The sequence below is a fragment of the Tabrizicola soli genome, from assembly GCF_015999335.1.
Lineage (GTDB): Bacteria > Pseudomonadota > Alphaproteobacteria > Rhodobacterales > Rhodobacteraceae > Tabrizicola > Tabrizicola soli.
This window is the reverse complement of the sequence record NZ_JAEACP010000010.1, coordinates 23,073-45,723: the sequence shown is the minus strand read 5'-3', so window position 1 is coordinate 45,723 and position 22,651 is coordinate 23,073. Positions and strand designations below refer to the sequence as shown.

Sequence of the window (22,651 nt, the reverse complement as noted above, 5' to 3'; positions counted from 1 at the left end):
AGCCGCCTAGGGTCGGGCGATCCTGTCCAGGAGCGTCCAGCCCATGTCCCTGCCTGCCCCGTCCCCGGTCGCCTGTGGCCCGTTTCTGCCGCAAGTGGTTTCCGGGGCATTGCCTTTGGGGCATCCGCTGCGGGGGGCCGTCCTCCTTTTGGGGAATTTCGACGGCTTCCACCTGGGCCACCAGGCGCTGCTGCGCGCGGCGCGGCGCCAGGCCAGAGGGCGGCCCGTGGCAGTCATGTCCTGCGAACCGCATCCCCGCAGCTTTTTCGGCAGCGAGTCCCGGCCCTTCCGCCTGACCACCGCCGGGCTCAAGCCCCTCCTGCTGACGCCGCATGGCATCGACTACATCTTCGCCCCCCGCTTCGACCGCGACTTCGCCAGCCTCTCGCCGCAGGATTTCGTGGACCAGGTGCTGGTCGCGGGCCTTGGCATCCATGCGGTCCATGCCGGGCCGGATTTCCGCTTCGGTCACCGCCGCTCCGGCGACATGGCCCTGCTCCGCGCCCTTGGCCGCGCCCATGGCTTTGCCGTGGGCAGCCTTGCGCAGGTGACGCTGGCCGGCGCTCGCGCCTCGTCGACCGCAATCCGCGACCATATCCGCACGGGCGACATCCAGGTGGCCAACCGGCTTCTCGGCGCCCCCTGGCTGGTCGAGACCACCGCCGACGGCACCGGCCTGCACCCCGACCTCTGCCGCCCGCGGCCCGGCCGCTACCTTGCCCGGCAGGAGGGGACGGCTCCGGTTCCCGTCCTCATCGGCGCGGCGGGAGAGTTCCACCTGCCGGGACGGAAGATCCCAGGCCCGGCGCCCTGGCACCTGCTCGCAAAAGGCTGACCGCAGATGAACAAGACCCTGACCGCCCCGCTGCGGCACGAGACCGACATGCTGGGCGCGGTGGCCCTTCCCGCCGATCTGCCCTACGGCATCCACACCTTCCGCGCGGTCCGGAACTTCCCGATCTCGGGCGTGGTTCTGGGCGACTTCCCCGACCTTGTCCGCGCCCTGGCAATGGTCAAGCTTGCGGCGGCGCGGGCCAATCGCGACCTCGACGCCCTTCCCCCCGATCGCCACGCCGCCATCGAGGCGGCCTGCGCCCGGCTTCTTTCCGGGGCGCATCTCGACGCCTTCGTGGTGGACATGATCCAGGGCGGGGCCGGAACCTCGACCAACATGAACGCGAACGAGGTCATCGCCAACCTCGGCCTCGACACGATGGGCCAGCCGCGCGGCCATTATGCCGCGCTGCATCCGCTGAACGACGTCAACCGCTCGCAATCCACCAACGACGTCTACCCCACCGCGCTGCGCCTCGCGCTGACCTTCGCCTCCGCCCCGCTGCTGACGGCGATCGCCGCCCTTGCCGCCGCGCTGCGCGCGCGGGGACAGGCTTTCGCGGGCGTGATCAAGCTTGGCCGCACCCAGTTGCAGGACGCGGTGCCGATGTCGCTCGGGGCCGAGTTCGCGGGCTTTGCCGCCGGGCTGGAGCAGGACCGGCTGGCCCTCCAGCAGGCGGTGGCCGACCTCGCCACGGTCAACCTCGGCGGCACCGCGATCGGGACCGGGCTGAACGCGCCTCCGGGCTATCGCGCCGCCGCCCTGGCGCATCTTGCCGAAATCTCGGGCCTGCCGATCCGGGGCGCTGCCGACCTGATCGACGCCTCCTCGGACATGGGCGCCCTGGTCGGCCTGTCGGCGGCGCTGCGGCGGCTGGCGATCCGGCTCTCGAAGACCGGCAACGACCTGCGGCTTCTGGCCAGCGGCCCCCGCGCCGGGCTGGGCGAGATCGAACTCCCGCCGGTGCAGGCCGGCTCCTCGATCATGCCGGGCAAGGTCAATCCGGTGATCCCCGAGGTCGTCAGCCAGATCGCCTACCGCGTGATCGGCCATGACGTCACCGTCACCATGGCGGCCGAGGCCGGGCAGCTCCAGCTGAACGCGATGGAGCCGGTGATCGCACACAGCCTGCTGGACGGGCTGAAACTCCTGACCGCCGGCATCACCACCCTCACCACCCGCTGCGTGACCGGCATCACCGCCCGGCCCGACCGTTGCCGGGCGCATCTGGACGCCTCGACCGCCATGTGCACCCCGCTGGCCCCGGTGATCGGCTACGACCGCGCCGCCGCGCTGGCCGCCGAGGTGCTGGCGGGCGGGCCGCCGCTGGCCGAACGGGTGGCCGGGGCCGGGCTTCTGTCCGCCGCCGAATTCGCCCGCCTTGAACGAACCGCCTGCGGCCCTGACCACGGAGACCGGCCATGACCCTGCATCCCCTGCCCGCCACGGGCTATGTCACCCTGCCCTGGAAGAACGGCCTCGGCACCACCGACGAGATCTGCCTCAGGCCCGAGACCGCCGACCGCGACGCGTTCGAGCTGCGCATCAGCCGCGCCACCATCGCCGCCGAGGCGCCCTTCTCGGCCTTTCCGGGGGTGGAGCGGATCATCACCGTGATCGAAGGCGCCGGCCTGCGGCTGGACTTCGCCGGCCATTCCACGCTCTTGGCCCCCGGGGAACCCTGCCGCTTCGATTCCGGCCTGACCCCGGTCGGCACCCCGCTTGGCGGCATGGTCCGGGTGCTGAACGTGATGGTCGCGCGTGCGGTCTGGCAGCCGGGCCCGGCCCGGATGCTGGACGCCGCCGGCCCCCTCCGCCCCGACCCCGGCGGCTTTACGGTGATCCATGCGCTCGGCGACTGGACCCTCGCCAGCGCCACCGCGGCGCTGGCGCTGAAACCGGGCGATACCGCCATCGCCTCGGGCGAGGTGCTGGCCAAGCCCGGCCCCCTGGCGCGCGCGCTGGTGGTCCCCGTCGCGCCCGCCTGACCCTCAGCCCTGCGGCATCTCCGGCCCGAACACCCGGCGGCAAAGTGCGGCGAACCGCGCGGCCGCCGGGGAAAGCTCCGCGCCCCTGGCATGGGCCAGCACGATCCGCGAGGCCGCGTTGCCCCCGACCAGCGGCCGCGTCACCAGCTTCATCCCGTCATAGGTCATGTCCGCCGCCGGCTTCGTGACCAGCAGCGCATAGCCCAGCCCATGCCCGACCATGCCCCGCACCATCTCGAACGAGGCGGAGCGGTAGGCCACCAGCGGCTCGACCCGCGCCGCGCGCAACAGGCCCAGGAAATACTCCGCGCTCGGCGGCGCATCCAGAAGCACCATCGGCTCCTCGGCCAGGTCCTCGGGCATCACCTCGAACTGCCGCGCAAGCCGGTGATTGTCGGGCAGAAGCACATAGGGCTCCAGCTCGGCCAGCGGCAGACGCTCGAACTCCGGCTCGATGTCGATGTCATACAGCAGCGCCACCTCGCATTCCCCCGAGGCGAGGCTCTCCCGCAGCCGCCTCTGGTCGCCCTCGATCAGGCGCAGGGGCGTGGTCTCCATCTGCCGGATCAGCCGGGGCATCACATAGGGCGCGAAGGTGTGGAAACAGCCCACCGTCAGCCCCGCCCCGGCCCGCGCCCGCCCCACGGCAAGGTTGCTCGCCCCCTCGATCCGCATCGAGGCGCCATAGGCCCGGTTGGCATAGATCAGGGGCGAGCCGCCGCGCGTCACATGCAGCTCATGCACCTCGCACAGGAAGATGTGGTGCGTGCCGACCCGTTCGGCCGACAGCAGCCGGCAGTCGAAGGCGACCAGCGGATCGACGATCCGCGGCGCGCCGGACGGCATGGCGGTCCATTCGGCGCAGTCGAACTTGTCGCCCACCTCGTCCTTGAAGCGGCCCGCGAAAGTGTCCGAGATATAGGACTGGTCGTCGCGCAGCACGTTCACGCAGAGAACCCCGTTCTCGACGATCCGCGCGGCCGCCGGGCTCAGGTGGTGGACGCAGACCAGCAGCGTCGGCCGCGCGCTGTCGGCCGAGACCGAGGCCATGGCCGAGACCGTCACCCCCGCCCGCCCGGCGGGCCCGTCGGTCGTGACGATGTTCACCGTGCAGGCGGCGTGGCTCATCCCTTCCAGGAACTTGCTGCGGATGGCCTGGTCGGGCTGCATGTCCACGATAGCGACTCCTTCACGCCGGGGCTCCCGTCGCCCCTCCGGCCCATGTTTCCAACAGGGACCGCTTCGGCGAAAGAACGCTTTTCCGCTGCCTTGGACCGGAAAAAGCTATGCGGTCCCTCCGGCGGGAACCATGCCCGGCAGCCCGCCCTCGCGGATCAGCTCGCGGCAGAAGGTCTCGAACTCCTCGGCCACGCGCGACCGGCGCAGCTCCTTCAGATAGGCCAGGCCCACCTTCATCGGCGGGCAGTCCTCCAGAAGCTCGACATAGGCCAGCGGCAGGCCGTTCTCGGCCGCCATGTTCTTCGGCCGCACCGTCATCAGCGAATAGCCGATCCCCGCCGCCACATAGGACCGCAGCGCCGAGGGCGCGCTGGTCTCGGCCGCGATCCGGGGGGCGCAGCCCGCACGATCGAACAGCGACAGGAAATACTGCCGGGTCAGCGGCAGGTCCAGCAGGACGAAGGGCTCGGACTCCAGATCCGCCAGCTTCAGGCTGGGCCGCCCGGCCAGCGGATGATCCGCCGCCAGCAGGACATAGGTCGGCAGTTCCGCCAGCGGCACGAATTCCATCTCCGGGGTCATGCTGATCTCATAGGTCAGCGCCAGGTCGATGCGGGCGGTGCGCAAGCCCTCCAGAAGCTCGGCCTCGCTGCCCTCGGTCACATGCATCCGCACATCGGGATGGCGCGCCACGAAGCCGCGCCACAACTCGGGCATGATCAGCGGCGCGAAGGTGCGGAACGAACCCACGTTGATCGGCCCCGCCACCGCGCCCATGGCCGAGCTCGCGACCTCGTAGAGGCTGTAGGAGCTGCGCAGCGCCTCCTTGGCCGCCACCATCAGCCGCTGTCCCGCCGGGGTCAGCGACAGGCCCTGGGCATGGTGGCGCACGAAAAGCTGGACGCCGAATTCCGTCTCCAGATGCGAGATCGCGGCCGAGATCGAGGGCTGCGAGATGTTCACCTGCTCCGAGGCGCGGGTGACGCTGCCGGTCTCGCCGGCGGCGACGAAATAGCTCAACTGGCGAAGGGTAAAGCGCATGCCGTCTCCTGACCGGGGCGGGGCCCCGGCCCCATGTTGCACGAGGTTAGGGAGGCGCGCGACCGCCTTCAGGCCTGCCCTGCGACCAGTTCGCGGTAATTCGCGGCGTTCGGGCAGAAATCCGCGGGATCCGCCCCGCCGTCCTCATAAAGCACGTGGCCGCAGACCCGCCGCGCGCCGCAGCGGTCGCATACCCGCGCCATGTCCAGCACCCGGTAGCGGTCCACCCCGGCAAATTCCCCGGCGGCGCCCAGCTTCTCGGCCATCCGGCCCATCCGCTCGGGCACATCCGCCTTCATCCGCGACGCCGCGGCCAGTTCCCCCGCGGTGCTGCCGAAATCCGCAGCCCCCTCCGCAGGCAGGGCGGCAAGCTCGCGCTCGATCCTGACCCGCTCGATGACACGCCGCACAAGACGTCCGAACCCGTTCATCGCATGGCTCCCTTGTTGTTGCGGCCCGAGCATGCGCCCTTTCGGCCCGTCGGGAAAATCGCAAGTTCAGAGCTTCGGCCTCGGCTTTCCCGATCCCCCGGCCGGAACGCCCGGCCGGGGGCAGGCTCACAGATCGCCCGGCACGCCGTAGCTCGGCGCCTGCGACGGGTTCAGCGCGCGCGAGACATAGGCCTCCATCTCGCCCTTCCACCGCTCCCACAGCCCGGCCAGCGCGCCGATCGGGTCCGCATCGGCCCAGTCCACCCGCAGGTCGGCGATCGGCCAGGCTTCCTTGCGGACCAGCAGCATCCCCACGGAATGCACCGGCCCTTCCTCGCCCCCGGCCTCCTCGGCCGCCCGCATCGCGGCCAGCAGCCGGTCGCCCAGCCCCTGCCCCGCGGCGGCGGCAAAGGCCGCGACCATGGCCTCGGGCACGGCGCGGCTGGACAGGAGGTTCCCCGCCGCCGCGACGCCCGGTCCGGTCACCACCCGATGCGTGCCCAGCGTGTTCGCGCCCGAGAACGAGGCCGTCCGCCCCTGCGCATCGACCAGCGCCAGCTGGCGATACTCCAGATGCGGCGCATCCTGCTTCAGCACCTCCAGCGCCGCTTCGGCCGACAGGCCGGATTCCATCAGGTCCAGGCCCTTCGGCCCCAGCCGCGGGTCGGTGATGTTCTGCGTCGCCACCACGCCCACCCCGGCCCTGGCATGGGCGCAGCGCGCCGCGACGCAGGGCGAGGAGGACGAGACGGCGATGCCCAGCATCCCCGTCCGCTCGCATCTTGCCGAAATCGAGAAGGTCATCGCGTGCCCCCGTCAGGCCGCATCGGGGATGACGGCCGTCACCTCGATCTCGACCACCCATTCCGGCCGCGCCAGCGCCGGGACGACCAGCCCGGTGGAGCAGGGATGCACCCCCTTCATCCACTTGCCCATCTCCTGATAGACCGCCTCGCGATAGCGGATGTCGGTCAGGTAGACGACGATGCGGCAGATGTGCTCCATGCAGCTGCCCGCTTCCTCAAGCAGCATCTTGATGTTCTGCATCGTCTTTTCCGTCTGCTTGCCGGCATCGCCGACATGCAGGCAGGCGCGCGTGTCCAGGTCCTGGCTGACCTGGCCGCGCAGGAAGACCATCGTGCCGCGGGCGACGACGCCCTGGCTCAGGTCGTTGTCCAGCTTCTGCTCGGGATAGGTCTCTTTGGTGTTGAAGGGGCGAAGGCGTTTGTGAATCATCGTTCCGTTTCCATTGGCGGGCGGCGCCACCCATCGGGCGCCGCCGGTTTCGCTCACTCGGCGGCGGTGCGCCGGGCGTGGGTGCTGATGTCGGTCGAGAACCAGCTCGACACCGCGCTGTCGCCGGCGGACAGGGTCTTGCCGCCCATCACCCGGTCCGACAGGCCGGCCGCTTCCTTGACGAAAGCCAAGGGCCCGTCCCAGCCGAAGTTGCGGTAGACCGCCGCCAGATGCGCAAAGGGCGGGGACTGGGCGAACAGCTGGAAGGTCAGCCGGTGCCCGGCATAGTCCGAGTTCAGCATGTCGCGCGCGAAGGCCAGAAGCTTGCGGCGATCCTCGGCCTGCCATTCGTCGTTGATGGTATAGTACTTGTCCAGCCAGGGCTTGGTCTCGGGGTTCTCGAAGGACCCGACATCCGGCGTCACGCAGATCTGCCCGCCGCACAGCTCGCGCGCGATATGCATCATCTCGTGCAGCTGCGAACAGGCCAGCACCCGCCCGGTATAAAGCAGCGACTGGTTCGGCATCATCAGCCCGGCCGGGGACCGCTCCCCCAGCGCGATGGCGGCGGTGAGGTGCGCGTTGATCCCCTCGCGGTAGACCGCCAGCTGCGCCAGCTTCTCCTGCACCGCCTGCTGCTTGTCCAGGCCGGTCTGCCGCGCGTTGAACAGCGCCGCGCCGATCATCATGTCGGCGAGCTTCAGGTTGCGCTGCACGAAGGCGAAGGCCGAATAGCGGTGCAGGGTGGCGCGGATGAAGGTCGCCGCCTTGGTATGGCGGTAGAACAGCACGTTCTCCCAGGGGATCAGCACGTCGTCGAAGATGACGATGGTGTCGACCTCGTCGAACTTGTTCGCCAGCGGATAGTCGCGCGCATCGGCCCGGCCGGCGAATCCGGTGCGGCAGATGAAGCGCAGGTTCGGGCTGCCCAGGTCGCAGATGAAGCCCACGGCATAGTCCGAGAGCGCGTTGTTGCCCCAGTTGGCGATGGTCGGCTTGGTGAAGGCCTGGTTGGCATAGGCCGCCGCGGTCTCGTATTTCGCGCCGCGCACCACGATCCCGGCGTCGGTCTCCTTGACCACATGCAGCAGCATGTCGGGGTCCTGGTCCTGCGGCGCCTTGGAACGGTCGCCCTTCGGGTCGGTATTGGCCGAGACGTGGAACGGATCCTCGCGCAAGACGCGGGTGATATGCGCCTTGATGTTCTTGCCGAACTGCGGATCGACCTCGTTCAGCACGTCCTGGCCGTCATACAGCGACCACATCTCGCCCACGGTCTCGTCGCCGACGCGGGTGACGACGCCGCCGATCTCGTTCAGCATGTGGTCGGTCGCCCGGCGCTTGGCCCACCAGTCGTCCTGGCTGTAAGGCAGGGCCGAGCCGAGTGCGTTGCGCTCGCCGTCCTCGACCACGGTCATCAGCTCCTGATGCGCGGCCTCGTGCTGCATGTCGAAGATGCGGGCGCGGATGTCGACCAGGGGCTTGAACTGCGGATGGGTGGTGACATCGTCCACCCGCTCGCCATTCACCCAGATGCGCCGGCCATCCCGGATCGAATCCCTGTACTGTTGACCTGTTCTGATCATCGCTGATCCCTCATTCGTTTCGGATGTTCGGTTCTGCCGTCAGGCCAGCGGCCCGGGGTCCCCTGCTGGTAGCAAGCTGCGGCGGGCCGGGGAAAATATGCGTTTCCGTGGCCCTGCCGTAGGAAATCCGATGCCGCGGGCGCACCCCCGGCACCGGCAGGCGCGTCACTCGGCGCGGGTCACCCAGGCGCCGTCCTTGACCTCCTTGATCTCGATCTCGACCGGGATCTGGGTCTGGCCGTTGGCGTCGAAGGTGGTCACGCCCAGGGCGCCGTCATGGCTGATGCCCCGGATCGCCGCCGCCAGCGCCGCCTTGTCCTCGATCCCCGTCGCGGCGATCGACTCCAGCAGGATGTTGGTCGCGTCATAGGCGTATTTCGTATAGGGGCTGCTTTCCTCGGCAAAGCCGCGCGCGGCGTAATCCGCCATCAGCTGATCCTGCTTCGGGTTCGACTGCGCCGCCGGATAGCTGACCATCGTGCCCTCGGCCGCGTCGCCCGCCAGCGCGATGAACTCGGGGTCGTAGAAGCCCGAGATCCCGATCATCGGGATGTCCAGCCCGACCTCGGCCATCTGCTTGCGCAGGATGCCCGCCTCGGCGATCACGCCGCCGAAATACAGCGCCTCGGCCCCGCCATCGCGCAGCTTGGTCAGAGCGGTGCGGAAGTCGATGGTGCCGACCGGGAACAGGTCCTCGGACACGATCTCGCCGCCCGCCTCGGTGAAGAAGCCGCGGAAGGCCTCGGTATTGGCGACGCCATAGTCGGAAGTATCGGCGACGATCGCGATCTTCTTCGCGCCAAGGCCGGTGGCCGCCCATTCCGCCAGGGGCTTGTTCTCGGTGACGAGGGTGGGCGTGACGCGGGTGATCTCGGGCAGGTTCTGCTCGGTGATCTTCGGGCTGATCGCGCCCCAGACGATCATCGGCATCTGGAAGCGGTTGAAGACCGGCATCGTCGCCAGCGCCACCGGGCTGTTCCAGTGGCCGGTCGCCGCGATCACCTCGGGATCGTTGACCAGCTTCAGCGCCGCCGCGACGCCGGTCTGCGGGTCCGAGGCGTCGTCCAGCACCACCGGCTCGACCTTGTAGGGATAGTCGCCCGCATTCGCCTGCTCGATCGCCAGCAGGAATCCGTTCTGCGCGCCCAGGCCCTGCGCCGCGTTCCCGCCCGAGATCGGGCCGATGAAACCCAGCTTGATCAGGGGCTTGTCCTGCGCCATCGCCGGCATGGCCGCCATCGCCCCGGCCAGCATGAGACCGGCCAGCACCGAACGACGCCGCGTTTTCAGTTCGTTCATTCCATCACTCCCTTTGAGTCTTCTCTTGCGGTCCGCCGGCGGGTGCCGGGCCCAGAAGGAAGCTGTTGGAAGCGCGCTGCGACAGAAAGTCGCAATTTCCGATATCATGCATCGGAAAACCCTAGCCAAGGTCGGGGGCTTTCCCTTTGCACCGGACACGACCGCCCGACTATTCCGGTCAGAACGCACCGCGCCACCGAAATTCAGGGAGGAGTCCGATGGACGCACTGGTCGCGCAGCACCTGCTCAACTGGCTGGTGCTCGGGAGTATCTATACCCTTGTCGCCCTTGGTTTCAGTCTTCTGTTCGGCGTCCTGGACGTCATCCACTTCTCGCATGGCGACGTGTCGATGGCCGCGCCCTTCGTGGCGCTGGCCGTGATCCAGGCCGTCACCGTGACCTTGGTGCCCGACGGCGGCACCGCGACGCTGATCCTCGCGATCCTCGCCGCGACGCTGGTGGTCGGCCTCTTCGGCGTGCTGGTCGACTGGCTGGTGATCCGCCGCTTCCGCGCCGCCCCCGCGATGATGGCGCTGGTGGCGACCGTGGCCCTCGGCACCGTGGTGCGCGAGCTGATCCGCACGCTCTATCCGCAAGGCTCCAACCCCAAGCCCTTCCCCGCGCTGACGACCGAGGTCCTCCGCCTGGGCGAGGTGGCGGTCCCAGTCTTCAGCCTGATCGTGATCTTCGTCTCGGTGGCCACGGTCGCGGCGCTGTTCTGGCTCTTGAACCGCACCCCCGTCGGCCTGCGGATCCGCGCCGTGGCCGAGGACCGCGCCGTGGCGCGCCTCATGGCGATCCGCCCCGACCGGATCTTCGCCATCACCTTCTTCATCGCCTCGGCCATCGGCGCGGTCGGCGCGGTGTTCTTCGCCAGCCACGCCGGCGTGGTCCGCTTCGACTTCGGCGTCCAGCTCGGCCTGATCGGCTTTTCCGCCGCCGTCATCGGCGGGCTCGGCTCGATGCAGGGCGCGATCCTCGGCAGCCTGCTGATCGCCGGAGTGGACACGACGGTGCAGATGACGATCCCGGACGGGGCCTCCTACCGGCTGGTGTTCATCTTCGCCCTGGTGATCCTCGTCCTCGTGCTGAAACCCAGCGGCGTCCTGGGCAAACCCGTGTTCGAGAAGGTGTGACCATGGCCAACCACGAGCTTTCGCTAGCCCAGCCGCGCCCGGCCACCGGCCCTGACCTCGCCATCGTCGCCGGGGTCCAGCTGGGCGGCGCGGCGCTGCTCGGCGCCTTCCTGCTGGGCGAGAAAACCGCCGTCGTCGTGGCCCTCCTCGCCGTCATGGGCGCGATCTTCGCACTGCTGCAACTGCGCCCGGGGCTGGAGGAACGCATCGTCTCCGCCTTCCGCGCCCAACGCCGCCCTGCCCTGGCCCTCGGCGTGGGGATCGTGCTGGCCTATCCCTTCTTCATGCAGGGCTCCAGCTACGCCCTGCACCTGCTGGTCATCGCGCTTCTCTATTCCGTCTTGGCGCTGGCGCTGAACTTCCAGCTCGGCAGCGCCAACATCCCGAACTTCGCCACCGGCGCCTCCTACGGGATCGGCGCCTATACCTCGGCGCTTTTGGCGCTGAACTTCGGCGTCTCGTTCTGGCTGACCCTGCCGGTCGCCGCCGTGGTCGCCACGATCTTCGGCTTCCTCCTCGGCTTTCCCTCGATGCGCACGCGGGAAAGCTACCTCGCCCTCGTCACCATCGCCTTCGGCATCGTCGTGCACCAGCTTCTGAACAACTTCAGCTGGACCGGCGGCCCGAACGGCCTTGTCGGCATCCCGGCGCCCACGATCTTCGGCCATTCCTTCGCCCAGCCGATCGAGGTTCTCGGCTTCCGCCTGCCCAGCCAGGCCAATTTCTACTACCTCTCGGCCGCCCTGGTCGCGCTCTCGATCCTCTCGGCCAAGCGCCTGCACGACAGCCGGGTCGGGCTGGCCTGGAACGCCCTGCGGGCCGACCCCTTGGCCGCGCGCTGCCAGGGGATCGACGTGGTCTGGTACAAGATGCTGGCCTTCGGCGTCGACGCCTTCCTCGCCGCCTTCGCCGGCACGATCTACGCCTTCTACGTCAGCTACATCTCGCCCGACAACTTCACCTTCCTGGTCTCGGTCACGATCATGACCATGGTGATCGTCGGCGGCATGGACAACACGCTGGGGGTGATCCTCGGGGCCTTCCTGCTCACGCTCCTGCCGGAAAAGCTGCGCATCTTCGCGGATTACCGGCTCCTGTTCGTCGGCGTCATCGTGATCCTGTTCCTCATCCTGCGGCCCCAGGGCCTGTTCCCGCAGCGTCCGCGCCATTACGGAGGCCCGCAATGACCCGCTCTGCCCTTCAGGTCACCAACCTGTCGATCCGCTTCGGCGGGCTGGTCGCGGTGGCCGATGTCGACCTGACGCTGAACCCGTCCGAGGTCTTGTGCATCATCGGCCCGAACGGGGCGGGGAAATCCACGCTCTTCAACCTGATCTCGGGCATCTACCGGCCCAGCTCCGGCAAGGTGGAACTCGACGGACGCGACATCACCGGCTGGCCCGCGCACAGGATCGCCGCGGCCGGGATCGCGCGGACCTTCCAGTCCAGCCGCCTGTTCAACGACCTGACGCTGGTCGACAACGTGGTGATCGGGATGCATACGCGCACCCGCTCCGGCGTGCTCGACGCGCTTTTGCGCCCCCGCAAGGCCAGGGCGGAACTCACCGAGGCCGCCGAGCGCGCCACCGAGCTGATCCGCTCAATCTCGCCGCATCTCTACGCCCGTCGCCACATGCTCGCCGGCGCCCTGCCCCAGGCCGACCGCCGCCGGCTGGAGATCGCCCGCGCGCTGGCCTCCGAACCGAAGGTCATCATGCTGGACGAACCCTCCTCGGGCATGGACGACCGCGACACCGACGCGCTGATGGCCGATGTCCGCCGCGTGATGGCGGAACGGCCGGGCCTCTCGTTCCTGATCATCGAACACGACATGCGCCTCGTCGCCGCTTTGCCCGACCGGGTGGCCGTCATCGACTACGGCCGCAAGATCGCCGACGGCCAGTTCGCCGAGGTGCGGCTGATGCCGCGCGTGCAGGAGGCCTACCTTGGTCAGAAGGCAGCACAACATGCTTGAGATGGAACGGGTCAACACCAGCTACGGCACCGTGCCCATGCTGCGCGAGGTCTCCCTGCGCGTCGGCGAGGGCGAGATGGTCTGCCTTCTCGGCCCGAACGGGGCGGGGAAAAGCACGACCTTCAACGCGATCTGCGGCCTTCTGCGCGCCGAAAGCGGGCAGGTCCGCATCGCCGGGCGCGATGTGCGCGACTGCGGCACCGAGGCGCTGGCCAGTCTCGGCGTCGGCTTCGTCCCCGAGGGCCGCCGCCTCTTTCCCACCCTCACCGTGCGCGAGAACCTGCGCCTCGCCTTCGATGCCGCCCGCGCCCCCGCGCTGGAATTCGCGGCGCAGATCGAGAAGATGGCGCAGCTCTTTCCCCGCATCCGCGAGCGTCTGGACCAGCGTTCCGGTACCATGTCGGGCGGCGAGCAGGCCATGGTGGCCCTCGCCCGCGCCCTGATCGGCGAGCCGCGGCTGGTGGTGATGGACGAACCCTCGCTCGGCCTCTCGCCCAAGCTGATCGACGAGTATTTCCAGATCGTCGCCCGCATCCGCGACCAGGGCAAGGCCGTCCTCCTGATCGAGCAGAACGCCGAGACCGCGCTGTCCATCGCCGAGCGGGGCTATCTCCTCGTCCGCGGCCGGATCGCGCTGCAAGGGGCCAGCGCCGACCTTCTGCGCGACGACACGATCCGGCACATGTATCTCTAGCCCCAAGGGCGGCGCACACCCGCCGCCCGCACCACACGAGTCGCCTGCCCGGATGACCGGCGGCTGGACCGGCTTGGTCGCCGTCCGCATCCTGCCCTTCCGCCTTTCCAGGGGCCTTTCCCGACCGCCCGGCTCAGCCCAGCAGCCGCACGTCGCGCAGGCTGGGGTCGATCTGGCGCAGCGCCCGCAGAAGGCGCTCCTTCAGGTTGGTGGCGACATAGGTCGCGTGGAACCGCGTCGGCGCGGCCAGCGTCAGGCAATTGGCCTCCAGCCCCGCGCTGGTCAGGGCGTGGAACCAGGCGCCGTAGATCGCCGCATCCTCCTGATGCAGCCGGGCCTGCGCCGCCGCCCAGACCGAGCCGTCCGCCACCGGCGACGGCGCCGCCCGCAGCGGCACCACGTTCGAGGTCCCCTGCCCCGCCGGCGCCGTCCCGGCCGGATCCAGCCGTGCCACGAAGTCCTCGCCGATCAGCGGCCAGGCCGGCCGCGTGTCCTCCAGCATCCGGTTCAGATCCATGCCATAGACGCTCACCCGCCCCCGCGCGCCCTGCCGCTTCAGCACCAGCCAGCCCTGCGCCCGCAGCCGCGCCATCTCGCGCTTGACCGTCCGGTCGTCCACCGACCACATCCGCGCGATCTCGGCCTGGCCCATGGTCAGCTCGTCGCGCTGCCAGTTGTAGCGCGTCGTGATCAGCGCCATGATCCGCAGGATCTGCCGCTGCACATGCTTGTCCTGCGACAGGGCAAAGGCCATGAGCGCCGACAGGATGTCGTATTTCCGCGATGCGGCCTCGCGCCCGACCGGCCGGGGAAGCTGCATGACCGTCTCCTGTCCCTCGCCAGGACTTCCCTCAAGTCCCGGCCTGCCTCGTCATCCTGCCCGTGATCGGGTTCTCAAGCGGTTAACGCAACGCTCTTTGGCGCATGATCGCCATTTGCGTCCGCATTTCCGATTCTGTCAAGCACTCTGGCTCGGGAAGCCGGTTCAACCCGAAACCATTTTGAAGAAAATGGGTATCACTGGTATTGCGGGACATTGTGGCTGTCCCCCAATTGCCGGGAAATGTCCCCCAATATACGGTAGGGCCTCCCCGGATGTCCCCCATTTTATGCCCCGTCCCGCCCGCGACCCCCTGCCCGCCCGTCCCGGCCGATTCGCAGCGCAACCCTTGCCCGCGGCCCGGAATCTTCCCCGCGGGGAAGGTTTCGCCCGATGATAACTTCGCTTTTGCATTTCTGGCAAATCCGGCGTATTTCGGAAAGCGGCAGGAATTTACGTTTCCAAGAGGCGGCATGTACACGCACGAAGATCTCTCGCGCCTGCAGGCGCAGTCGCTGAAGATGCAAAGCTGGATCCGCCAGCAGACCTTCAGCCCCGAAAACCAGAAGACGCTGCGCCGATTCTCCTCGTGGGAGGTGGCCGAGCTGATCTTCCGCATCAACCAGTCCACCTTCCGCGGCCGCCTCGTGGCCGAGCCCGACCTTCCCGGCGGGGAAGTCGAGCCCGACGGCCGCCAGCGCTGGTTCAGCCTGGACGAGATCAACGAACTGCGCCGCAAGATGAAGATCAACCGCAAGACCCTGATGCCCCCCCGCCCCCAGGGCAAGCGCGCCTTCCGTGCGGCTGTCGCCAACTTCAAGGGCGGCGCCGGCAAGTCGACCGTCGCGCTCCACTTCGCCCATGCCGCCGCGCTGGACGGCTATCGGGTGCTCCTGGTGGACTTCGACCCCCAGGCCACGCTCTCGCATTCCATGGGCCTCAACGACGTCGCCGAGGACTATACCGTCTGGGGCATCATGGCCCGCGACCTCATCCGCGAGACCGACCGGATGAACGCCGCCGCCACCGGGGCCGCCAGCGGGACCGCCCTGCCCCGCCGCCAGATCCCGGGCTCGATCCGCGACCTCGGCCTCGGCGAGCTGCGCCACGGCGACTTCATCAAGCCGACCGCCTGGTCCACCATCGACATCGTCCCCTCCTGCGCCAACGCCGCCTTCGTGGAGTTCGCCAGCGCCCAGTACCGCCACCTGAACCCCGAATGGTCCTTCTTCGCCGCCGTCTCGCGCTATCTCGACGGTCTCGGCGACGACGATTACGACCTCATCCTCTTCGACTGCCCGCCCGCCATCGGCTACCAGTCGATGAACGCGGTCTTCGCGGCCGACATGCTCTACATCCCCTCCGGCCCCGGCTACTGGGAATACGATTCCACCACCAGCTTCATCGGCCAGCTCGCCGAGGCGCTGGAGGATCTCTCCGGTTTCGGCCCGACCTTCCCCGCGGGGAAGGTTTCGCTGCCCAAGGCCTTCGCCGACATCCGCTTCCTGATGACGCGCTACGAGCCCGGCAACGACCTGCACCGCGCGATGTTCGAAGCTTTCCGCAAGGTCTTTGGCCCACATGTCGCCGAAAGCCCGATCGAGATGACCCGCGCCGTCGAACAGTCCGGCCGCTTCCTCTCCTCGGTCTACGAGATCGACTACCGCGAGATGACGCGCGAGACCTGGCGCCGCGCACGCGCCAGCTTCGACCGCGCCTATGAGGAATTCCGGGGCAGCGTGCTCGCCGCCTGGGATCGGATCTGAAGGGGGCCGCCATGTCCAGGAAGCGCCGCATGTTCGACATCGACCTGCCCGAGGGGCCGGTGCCCGAAACCTTCCCCGCGGGGAAGGTTTCCGATCCCCCGGCCCGGCGCGGCCCGATGGCCGCCGCGATCGCCGAGACCGCCGACGCCACCCGCGAACGGCAGGAGGTCGAGGCGCGGATCCGGGCCGAGAACGACAACCTCGCGCATGAGCATGTCCGGCTGAAGCGCCTTGGCCTGGTGCTGGAGCTGGTGCCGCTGGACCGGATCGACATGTACAAGCTGGTCCGCGACCGCAAGCCCGGCCCCGACGACCAGCTGGCCGAGCTGAAGGCCTCGATCGCCGACCTGGGCCTGTCGAACCCGATCCGGCTCGAGGCCCGCGCCGATGGCCGGTTCGAGCTGATCCAGGGCTACCGCCGCCTTGCCGCCTTTGGCGAGCTTCTGGCCGAGACCGGCGACAGCGAGACCTGGGGCCGGATTCCCGCCGCCGTCAGCCAGCCGGGCGAGGACCTCGACGCGCTCTACCGCAAGATGGTGGACGAGAACCTGGTGCGGAAGGACATCTCCTTTGCCGAGATGGCGCTCCTGGCGCTCGACTATGCCCGCGACCCCGGCACAAGGGTCAGCGACCCCGAGAAGGCGGTGGCGCTGCTGTTCAAGTCGGCCGGCTATCAGAAACGCAGCTACATCCGCGCCTTCATCGCGGTGATGGAGCGGCTGGGTGGCGCGCTGCTTTACCCGCAGGAGATCCCGCGCGCGCTGGGTCTGGCGCTTGCCCGGCGGCTGGAGGAGGTGCCGGGCCTGGTGCAGATGATCCAGTCCGAGCTGAAGGGCTGGGACAATCGCGCGATCATGGACGAGCTTGCCGTCCTGCGCCGCTTTGCCGGCGAGACGGCCGAGGAGGCCGGGGCAGGGGAGGCGCCCGCCCCCCGGCCCGCCCGCCCCAGCAAGCCCGCGAGGGCCAGGACGAGCTTTCAGTTCGACCGGGCCGAGGGGCGCGGCAAATGCGTGGCGGCGGTGGGCAAGCTGGAAATCCAGCTGGACCGCGACTTCACCACCATCGACCGGCGCCAGCTGGAGCTGGCGGTCCGGCTGATGCTGGACCAGCTTGACGGCTAGAACCTTCCCCGCGGGGAAGGTTTTCAGTCTCCCAGCAGGTCGGTCGCCGGGTTCTCGCTGATCTCGACATCGGCATAGTATTTCTGCGCCTGCACGGCCGAGCGGTGCAGGCTCAGCTTCATCGCCGCCGCCAGGGGGGCGCCGTCCAGCGCGGCCTGGGTCAGGAAGCCGGCGCGCAGGCCGTGCGGGGTGGCGAAATCCTCGGGCAGTCCCGCCAGCCGCAGCCGGTGGCGCAGGATCGTCCGCAGCGCATCCGGAGCCAGGCGCCGGGGCAGGGGGCGGTCGCCCTTGGAGACCGGGCGGAACAGCGGGCCCTGGCTGATGCCGGTGACCTCCAGCCAATGCACCACCGCCCGCGCGGCGCGGCCCTTCAGCGGCAGCCTCGGGGCCTGGTCCTTGCGGGTGGTCTTGGTCTCCAAGAGCCGGATCCAGAGCAGGCCCCTGGCCTTGAAGTCGTCGCGTCCGATGTCCTCGGCGTTCAAGCCCGCGACCTCGGACCGCCGCCGCCCGCCGCTGGCAAAGGCCAGCATCAGCATCGCCCGGTCCCGGATGCCGCGATTGCTGTCGTCGCAGGTGGAAAGCAGCGCCTCGAGGATGTCGCGGGTGACCGGCTTGGGCGACTTCGGGACGCGCGGCCGTGCATTGGCGCGGCGGGCCTTTTGCCGGGCCTGCTGGACCAGCGGAGAGGTGAAGGGCGAGGCGAGGTTGCGCATCCGGTGGAATGCCTTCCAGGAGGCGATCCGCCGGTCCAGCGTGGCCGGGGCCGGGCAGGCAAGCGCGTTGCGCAGGCCGATCGCGATGAGCTCGAGCGCCACGTCCTGCGCCGGGCCGGGCCTGTCGGTCAGGTCTTGGGCATGGTCCAGGATGAAGCGCAGCGCGACCTTCTCGGCCTCGGGCCAGGCGAGGGGCTGGCCGAAGGCGGCCATCTTCCAGGCCGCGACATAGGCCAGGTCCCGCTCCCAGGCGCGCAGGGTATTGGCCGGGGTGCCGCGCCGGTAGAGCTCGGTCAGGGCGGCCTCGTCGGCCTCGGAGAGCTGGGCATAGCCGGGCAGGGCGAGGAGGGTCATCCGGGGGCCTTGCGAGAACAAGGCGCTTTGCCTATATGTAATGCAAGATGTATTTTCACCTTGGGGGCTGTCATGCCGGAATCGACGGTGACGATCAAGGGCCAGACGACCCTGCCCAGGGATGTGCGGGCCGCTCTGCATCTCAACCCCGGCGACCGGGTCCGGTACCTGATCCTGGATGGCGGCGAAGTGCGGCTGGTGCGTTCGCAGCCGGTGGCGGGGCTTGCCGGCCTTCTCAAGGACAAGGCCCGGCGGGTGGTCAGCCTGGAGGAGATGGAGGCTGCGATCGCCGAAGGGGCGGCGGAGCAGTGATCGGGCTGGATACCAATGTGCTGGTGCGCTTCCTGGTCCAGGATGAACCCGAACAGGCGGCCGCTGCGGCTGCGCTGATCTCCGGCCTGACCGAAGCCGCGCCGGGCTTTGTCTGCCGCGAGGTGATGGTCGAGCTGGTCTGGGTGCTGGAGCGCGCCTATGGCCTGGACCGCGCCGACATCGTGCGGGCCCTGGACGGGCTGCTGGAGGCGCGGGAGTTGACCCTGGAGGCCGCGGATCGGGTGGCCGTGGCGGCCGATCGCTATCGCAAGGGCGGGCCTGGCTTCGCCGATCAGATGATTTCGCTCGCCGGGCAGGGCGCGGGCTGCCGGGAAACGGCGACCTTCGACCGCAAGGCCGCCGGCATCGCCGGAATGCGGCTTCTGGGTGCGAATCCGGACCATTGATCTGACCTTTTCGAGGCGGTTTCGCGGGGGATTCTGCGCGCGGAGGCGGGGAAACTCAATAGCCATGATAAGCGGGACTTATCGTGATTGATGGGGAGGGAAGATTTCCGCTTGGGTGCTGTGCAAAATGCGGATATTCTGCACATATTATGCAGCGATGCCCTGCGCCAGATGATGAGTGCCTCGTCCCGCCCGGCCCCTATGACGGCGCGGAAGCGGAGGCGCCGTGGTTCCTGCCCGCAGGGCCGGAGGAGGAGGGCCCGCTGCCCCGCGCGCCTGCGGCCGGTCTGGTCGAGGCCGGCCCCTGGCGCGCGGCCGAGGCGGAGCTGGCGGGCGAGCTGGCCGAGCTTGGCTTCGATGCCGGGCGGCTGGCCGAGCGGCTGCGCATGGCCGGGCCGGGGGCGGTGCAGCGGCTGGCGCTGGAGGAGGCGGCGTCCCTCAGCTGGTGGACGGGGGACCGGATCGCCGCCGACCGGCTGGCGCTCTGGACCTCGTACCGGATCGGCGCGGCCGAGGCGGATGGCGCCGGGCTGATCCGCACCGCCTGGGCCGCGCGGCGGCTGATGGCTCCGGCCGGGCGCGCGCTGCAGGCGGCGCTGGCCGATGTCCTGGGCGGCGAGGGCAGGGGCGACCCGTTTCTGGCCGGCGAGGTGGAGGCGGCATTGCAGCCGGTCGCGGGCCTTTCGGCGGCGACCCGGGGCTGCGCGCTCTTTCATCTCTGGCAGAGCCTGGACGAGCGGCCCGAGCATCTGCGCGGGCTGGAGGCGGCGGTGCTGGGGGCGCGGGAAGCGGGGCAGGGGACCTTGCCCTTCCTGCCGCTCAGCCTCACCGGCTTCGGGGGGCTGACCGCCGCGGGCCCGCCGGAGCGGCGGCTGGCGGGCTGGATCCAGGGCGCGCAGCGGGCGGTGCTGGCGGCGCTGATGCGGCTGGAGCGGTTGGCCGACTGGCGGGCGAAGGCGGAGGCCGGAACAGCGGACCTGTCAGGCCGCACCCCCGCGCGGCTGATCGCGGCGCTGGCGGCGCAACCCATGCTGGGCGCGGCGCAGGCCGAGGCCGAGACTGGCGCCAGCCGGGCGGCGGTGCAGCGCAACCTCGACCTGCTGGAAGCCCGCGGTCTGGCGCGCGAGGTCACCGGGCAGGGGCGGTTCCGCGTCTGGGCGGCGAAGGTGTGACTGGTTGCCGTCGGGCGGAAGTCAACCATGGAGCCAAAAGGCTGCGCGCTGGGTTTCCCTGCAAGTCCAGGGCAAAAGCATTCAGCTGCGAGGGCCTGGTCTCCGGTCAGGAGATTGATCGCCGCACGGCAACGCAACGCTTGCTATGGCGGGTCACTCGAGGGTCGCCTGGTTCCTTGCGAAGGTGCCCCGGCTCACCCAGGTCTGCCGCGCTCGGGTGGCTCTGGCAGAGCTGCGTCGCGGCCAGGGGATCGGTGGCCTGAAGGTCAGCCTGTCGGCAGCACCTTGCCGGGGTTCAGCACTCCTTTGGGGTCAAGTGCGGCCTTGACCGCCCGCATCGCCGCCAGTTCGGCCGGGCTGCGCGAATGGCCAAGCCAGTCGCGCTTCAGGTTCCCGATGCCATGTTCGGCGGAGATGGAACCGCCGAGATCGCGTACGACCCCATAGGCGATGTCGTCCACCTGATGCGCCTCGGCTTCGGTGCCGCCACCCGGAAGCGCGACGGCAACGTGCAGGTTGCTGTCGGCAATGTGGCCGAAGAACGATACATGCGCCTGCGCAAACCGAGCCAGCAGCGCCTGCCGGCAGGCGGTGGCGAAGTCATCGAGTTGCCCCACGGCCAGGCTGACGTCGAGATTGATCAGCCCCGGAAGCGCCGCATCCATCGCATGGCCCTCGCGCAGGTCCCAGAACCGTCGCGCCTCGGCCATCGATCGGGCAAGGAGCGCGTCGGAGACGATGCCTTCGACCAGCGCTTCCTCCAGCACGGCTTCCAGCGCCGCGCCCTCGTCCGCTTCCATCAGCACCGCGAAGGGGGGCGGGTCGGCAAAGAAGGTCTGGCCCAGCAGACGCTGGTTCAGGGCAAAATAATCGGCCCACATCGCCTCGAAGGCGGAAAGGCCGGGCAGGCTTTTCCGCGCCAGCGCCAGAAGCCGCAGCACGGCGGCGAAATCCGGCAGCGCCGCCAGCACCGTGGCACGCGGCCCCGGCAGCGGGCGAAGCCGGATCACCGCGCGGGTGATGATGCCAAGCGTTCCCTCGGACCCTGCGAACAGATGGCGCAGGTCGTAGCCGGTGTTGTCCTTCACCACTTTCGTCAGTCGGCTGAGCACCGTGCCGTCGGCCAGGATGACCTCGATGCCCAGAAGATTGTCGCGTGTCATGCCATCGCGCAGAACCCGCAGGCCCCCGGCATTGGTGGCGATGTTGCCGCCGATCTGGCACGATCCCCGCGCGCCAAGGTCGATGGGGAACAGCAGTCCCTCGGCCTCGGCCGCCTTCTGCGCCACTTCCAGCACGGTCCCGGCGCGCAGCACCATGGCCATCGCCTCATGGTCGATCTCCTCGACTCCGGTCAGCCGCGCAAGCGACAGCGCCACCGCAGCGGGGCCTGGATTGGCCCCGCCGGCAAGCCCGGTCATGCCCCCCTGCGGCACCACGGGCACGCCGTGGCGGTGGCAGATCGCCATGGCCTGCGAGACCTCCTCGACCGTGGCCGGGCGCAAGAGCGCCTGGGGCAGGGTGCGTCCCGTCCGGCTTGCGTCCGAACGGGTGGCTTCGGGCACCTCGGCCCCGGTGAGGCAGCCGCGTGGCCCGAGCGCCGCGCGCAACTCCTCCAGCACGTGTTCCGAAAGCATGGCGCGGCCCCGTCAGGCCACGCGCTTCAGCGCCTGCGCCATGCAGTGGATGCCGCCGCCCGTCTTCGATATCTCCGACATGTCGACTGCCGCCACTTCGAAGCCGCGCGCCTTGAGCTGGGCGATCAGCGTCCTGGAGGAGGTCGGCGCGATCACCCGGTCGCCGCCCAGCGACATGAAGTTGCAGCCGAGCGCCATCGTGTCCTGGAACGGCACATCGATGATCTCATGCCCTTTCGCCTTCAGCCAGTCGACGATGCCGGGGTCGGTGCAGGCCAGGCAGACGGCGGTCAGCCTGGGCGCGATCGGCACCACCATGAGGTCGATGTGGACATAGTATTCGTCGATGAAGGCGAGACGGGTTTCCCAGCCTTCCTTGTCGAACCAGTCCTTGACCTGAAGCGCGCCCTCTTCCTGCGTGCGTGCGCCGCCACAGCCGATCAGCACGCAGCCTTCCTCGATCACGTTGAAATCGCCGCCCTCGAAGGTGCCGGCGGTCACCATGTCGTAGATCGGGATGCCAAGCTGTTCATAGGTGCGGATGGCGGCATAGTTCTCGCCGCGCCGCCACCAGTTGGCCATCGCGGTGATGAAGGCGCCGTAGGGGGTCATCACGCTGGAATCGCGGGCATAGACCTGCATCGGAAGTTCGGGCGTGGGCTGGTGCATGTGCACCTTGACGCCGAAGTGCTCATAGGCGGCCACCAGTTCCTTGTGCTGGGCCTGCGCAACCTGGATGTTGCAGGGCGCCTCGCGCAGGTGCTTGCGCGACAGGCTGGAGGTGGACAGGTGGCGCAGATGCGCCGGGCTGCCCAGCAGCACGTCGGTCAGCCGGTCGGTTTCATTGCGGAAACCCCAGCTTGTCAGCGGCTTTGTGCCGCCCTTCGGATCGCGGCGTTGCAGGCTGAAGGGCTCGGGGCGGGTGGGGGCGTTCATCGGATCTCTCCTT

Annotated in this window: 23 protein-coding genes; 12 read left to right on the top strand and 11 right to left on the bottom strand. The window is 69.3% G+C overall.

The window, feature by feature from the left end; translation table 11 throughout:
• Positions 1-43 precede the first annotated feature (43 nt).
• Genes I7S92_RS10620 through I7S92_RS10610 form a run of 3 tightly spaced genes read left to right on the top strand, consistent with a single transcriptional unit; the run spans position 44 to position 2,823 of the window.
• On the top strand, positions 44-835 hold the full coding sequence (locus tag I7S92_RS10620; RefSeq protein WP_197643771.1) for a hypothetical protein: 792 nt from the start codon (positions 44-46) through the stop codon (positions 833-835).
• A 6-nt stretch (positions 836-841) separates the two neighbouring features.
• Positions 842-2,260, top strand: a complete 1,419-nt coding sequence (locus I7S92_RS10615; protein WP_197643769.1) for an aspartate ammonia-lyase — start codon at positions 842-844, stop codon at positions 2,258-2,260.
• Complete coding sequence (locus I7S92_RS10610) at positions 2,257-2,823, top strand: HutD/Ves family protein (protein ID WP_197643767.1); 567 nt, start codon at positions 2,257-2,259, stop codon at positions 2,821-2,823. Before I7S92_RS10615 ends, I7S92_RS10610 begins: the two co-directional genes overlap by 4 nt.
• A 3-nt stretch (positions 2,824-2,826) precedes the next feature.
• Here I7S92_RS10610 and I7S92_RS10605 read toward each other — a convergent pair whose 3' ends face one another.
• From I7S92_RS10605 to I7S92_RS10575, 7 genes are all read right to left on the bottom strand, one after another.
• Positions 2,827-3,993, bottom strand: coding sequence for a LysR substrate-binding domain-containing protein (locus I7S92_RS10605; protein WP_242070169.1), 1,167 nt, complete (start codon positions 3,991-3,993; stop codon positions 2,827-2,829).
• Between the two features lie 114 nt (positions 3,994-4,107).
• Positions 4,108-5,043, bottom strand: a complete 936-nt coding sequence (locus I7S92_RS10600) for a LysR family transcriptional regulator (RefSeq protein ID WP_197643764.1) — start codon at positions 5,041-5,043, stop codon at positions 4,108-4,110.
• A 68-nt stretch (positions 5,044-5,111) separates the two neighbouring features.
• Positions 5,112-5,474, bottom strand: coding sequence for a hypothetical protein (locus tag I7S92_RS10595; protein ID WP_197643762.1), 363 nt, complete (start codon positions 5,472-5,474; stop codon positions 5,112-5,114).
• A gap of 126 nt (positions 5,475-5,600) precedes the next feature.
• The gene (locus tag I7S92_RS10590; protein ID WP_197643760.1) at positions 5,601-6,278 is read right to left on the bottom strand and encodes a DUF1028 domain-containing protein; all 678 of its coding nucleotides are present in this window, start codon (positions 6,276-6,278) and stop codon (positions 5,601-5,603) included.
• A gap of 12 nt (positions 6,279-6,290) precedes the next feature.
• On the bottom strand, positions 6,291-6,710 hold the full coding sequence (locus I7S92_RS10585) for a RidA family protein (RefSeq protein ID WP_197643758.1): 420 nt from the start codon (positions 6,708-6,710) through the stop codon (positions 6,291-6,293).
• A gap of 53 nt (positions 6,711-6,763) precedes the next feature.
• Positions 6,764-8,296: a 4-hydroxyphenylacetate 3-hydroxylase family protein gene (locus I7S92_RS10580; RefSeq protein ID WP_197643756.1), complete on the bottom strand. Its 1,533-nt coding sequence runs from the start codon at positions 8,294-8,296 to the stop codon at positions 6,764-6,766.
• Between the two features lie 165 nt (positions 8,297-8,461).
• The gene (locus I7S92_RS10575) at positions 8,462-9,595 is read right to left on the bottom strand and encodes a branched-chain amino acid ABC transporter substrate-binding protein (protein ID WP_197643754.1); all 1,134 of its coding nucleotides are present in this window, start codon (positions 9,593-9,595) and stop codon (positions 8,462-8,464) included.
• Positions 9,596-9,813: 218 nt separating this feature from the next.
• On the opposite strand from I7S92_RS10575, the gene I7S92_RS10570 reads away from it, so the two are divergent.
• From I7S92_RS10570 to I7S92_RS10555, 4 genes are read left to right on the top strand one after another with little or no spacing between them, the layout of a single operon-like run.
• Positions 9,814-10,731 carry a branched-chain amino acid ABC transporter permease gene (locus I7S92_RS10570; protein WP_197643752.1) on the top strand — a complete coding sequence of 306 codons (918 nt, stop codon included), beginning with the start codon at positions 9,814-9,816 and terminating at the stop codon, positions 10,729-10,731.
• A gap of 2 nt (positions 10,732-10,733) precedes the next feature.
• Positions 10,734-11,918 (top strand): branched-chain amino acid ABC transporter permease, encoded by a 1,185-nt coding sequence (locus I7S92_RS10565; protein ID WP_197643750.1) that lies wholly within the window; start codon positions 10,734-10,736, stop codon positions 11,916-11,918.
• Positions 11,915-12,706: an ABC transporter ATP-binding protein gene (locus I7S92_RS10560; protein ID WP_197643748.1), complete on the top strand. Its 792-nt coding sequence runs from the start codon at positions 11,915-11,917 to the stop codon at positions 12,704-12,706. Before I7S92_RS10565 ends, I7S92_RS10560 begins: the two co-directional genes overlap by 4 nt.
• Positions 12,699-13,400 carry an ABC transporter ATP-binding protein gene (locus I7S92_RS10555; RefSeq protein WP_197643745.1) on the top strand — a complete coding sequence of 234 codons (702 nt, stop codon included), beginning with the start codon at positions 12,699-12,701 and terminating at the stop codon, positions 13,398-13,400. The genes I7S92_RS10560 and I7S92_RS10555 overlap by 8 nt, the downstream gene beginning before the upstream one ends.
• 133 nt (positions 13,401-13,533) lie before the next feature.
• Here I7S92_RS10555 and I7S92_RS10550 read toward each other — a convergent pair whose 3' ends face one another.
• A complete protein-coding gene (locus I7S92_RS10550; protein ID WP_197643743.1) occupies positions 13,534-14,220 on the bottom strand; it encodes a DnaA N-terminal domain-containing protein in 687 nt (228 codons plus the stop codon).
• A 473-nt stretch (positions 14,221-14,693) separates the two neighbouring features.
• Here I7S92_RS10550 and I7S92_RS10545 point away from each other — a divergent pair, with 473 nt between their 5' ends.
• The gene (locus I7S92_RS10545; RefSeq protein WP_197643741.1) at positions 14,694-15,986 is read left to right on the top strand and encodes an AAA family ATPase; all 1,293 of its coding nucleotides are present in this window, start codon (positions 14,694-14,696) and stop codon (positions 15,984-15,986) included.
• An 11-nt stretch (positions 15,987-15,997) separates the two neighbouring features.
• Positions 15,998-17,107 (top strand): ParB/RepB/Spo0J family partition protein, encoded by a 1,110-nt coding sequence (locus I7S92_RS10540; protein ID WP_197643739.1) that lies wholly within the window; start codon positions 15,998-16,000, stop codon positions 17,105-17,107.
• Between the two features lie 23 nt (positions 17,108-17,130).
• Here the strand turns inward: I7S92_RS10540 and I7S92_RS10535 are convergent, their stop codons facing one another.
• Positions 17,131-18,174 carry a tyrosine-type recombinase/integrase gene (locus tag I7S92_RS10535; protein WP_197643737.1) on the bottom strand — a complete coding sequence of 348 codons (1,044 nt, stop codon included), beginning with the start codon at positions 18,172-18,174 and terminating at the stop codon, positions 17,131-17,133.
• A 72-nt stretch (positions 18,175-18,246) separates the two neighbouring features.
• Between I7S92_RS10535 and I7S92_RS10530 the strand changes: the two genes are divergently transcribed.
• The 3 genes from I7S92_RS10530 to I7S92_RS10520 all read left to right on the top strand — a co-directional run bounded on the left by I7S92_RS10530 (position 18,247) and on the right by I7S92_RS10520 (position 20,065).
• Entirely contained in the window at positions 18,247-18,486 is a 240-nt protein-coding gene (locus tag I7S92_RS10530) for an AbrB/MazE/SpoVT family DNA-binding domain-containing protein (protein ID WP_197643735.1), read from the top strand.
• Positions 18,483-18,893 carry a type II toxin-antitoxin system VapC family toxin gene (locus I7S92_RS10525; RefSeq protein WP_197643733.1) on the top strand — a complete coding sequence of 137 codons (411 nt, stop codon included), beginning with the start codon at positions 18,483-18,485 and terminating at the stop codon, positions 18,891-18,893. The genes I7S92_RS10530 and I7S92_RS10525 overlap by 4 nt, the downstream gene beginning before the upstream one ends.
• Before the next feature lie 149 nt (positions 18,894-19,042).
• The gene (locus tag I7S92_RS10520) at positions 19,043-20,065 is read left to right on the top strand and encodes a MarR family transcriptional regulator (protein ID WP_197643731.1); all 1,023 of its coding nucleotides are present in this window, start codon (positions 19,043-19,045) and stop codon (positions 20,063-20,065) included.
• A gap of 266 nt (positions 20,066-20,331) precedes the next feature.
• Here the strand turns inward: I7S92_RS10520 and I7S92_RS10515 are convergent, their stop codons facing one another.
• Positions 20,332-21,702 carry an FAD-binding oxidoreductase gene (locus I7S92_RS10515; protein WP_197643729.1) on the bottom strand — a complete coding sequence of 457 codons (1,371 nt, stop codon included), beginning with the start codon at positions 21,700-21,702 and terminating at the stop codon, positions 20,332-20,334.
• A 12-nt stretch (positions 21,703-21,714) separates the two neighbouring features.
• Positions 21,715-22,638, bottom strand: a complete 924-nt coding sequence (locus I7S92_RS10510) for a dimethylarginine dimethylaminohydrolase family protein (protein ID WP_197643727.1) — start codon at positions 22,636-22,638, stop codon at positions 21,715-21,717.
• Between the last annotated feature and the right edge of the window lie 13 nt (positions 22,639-22,651).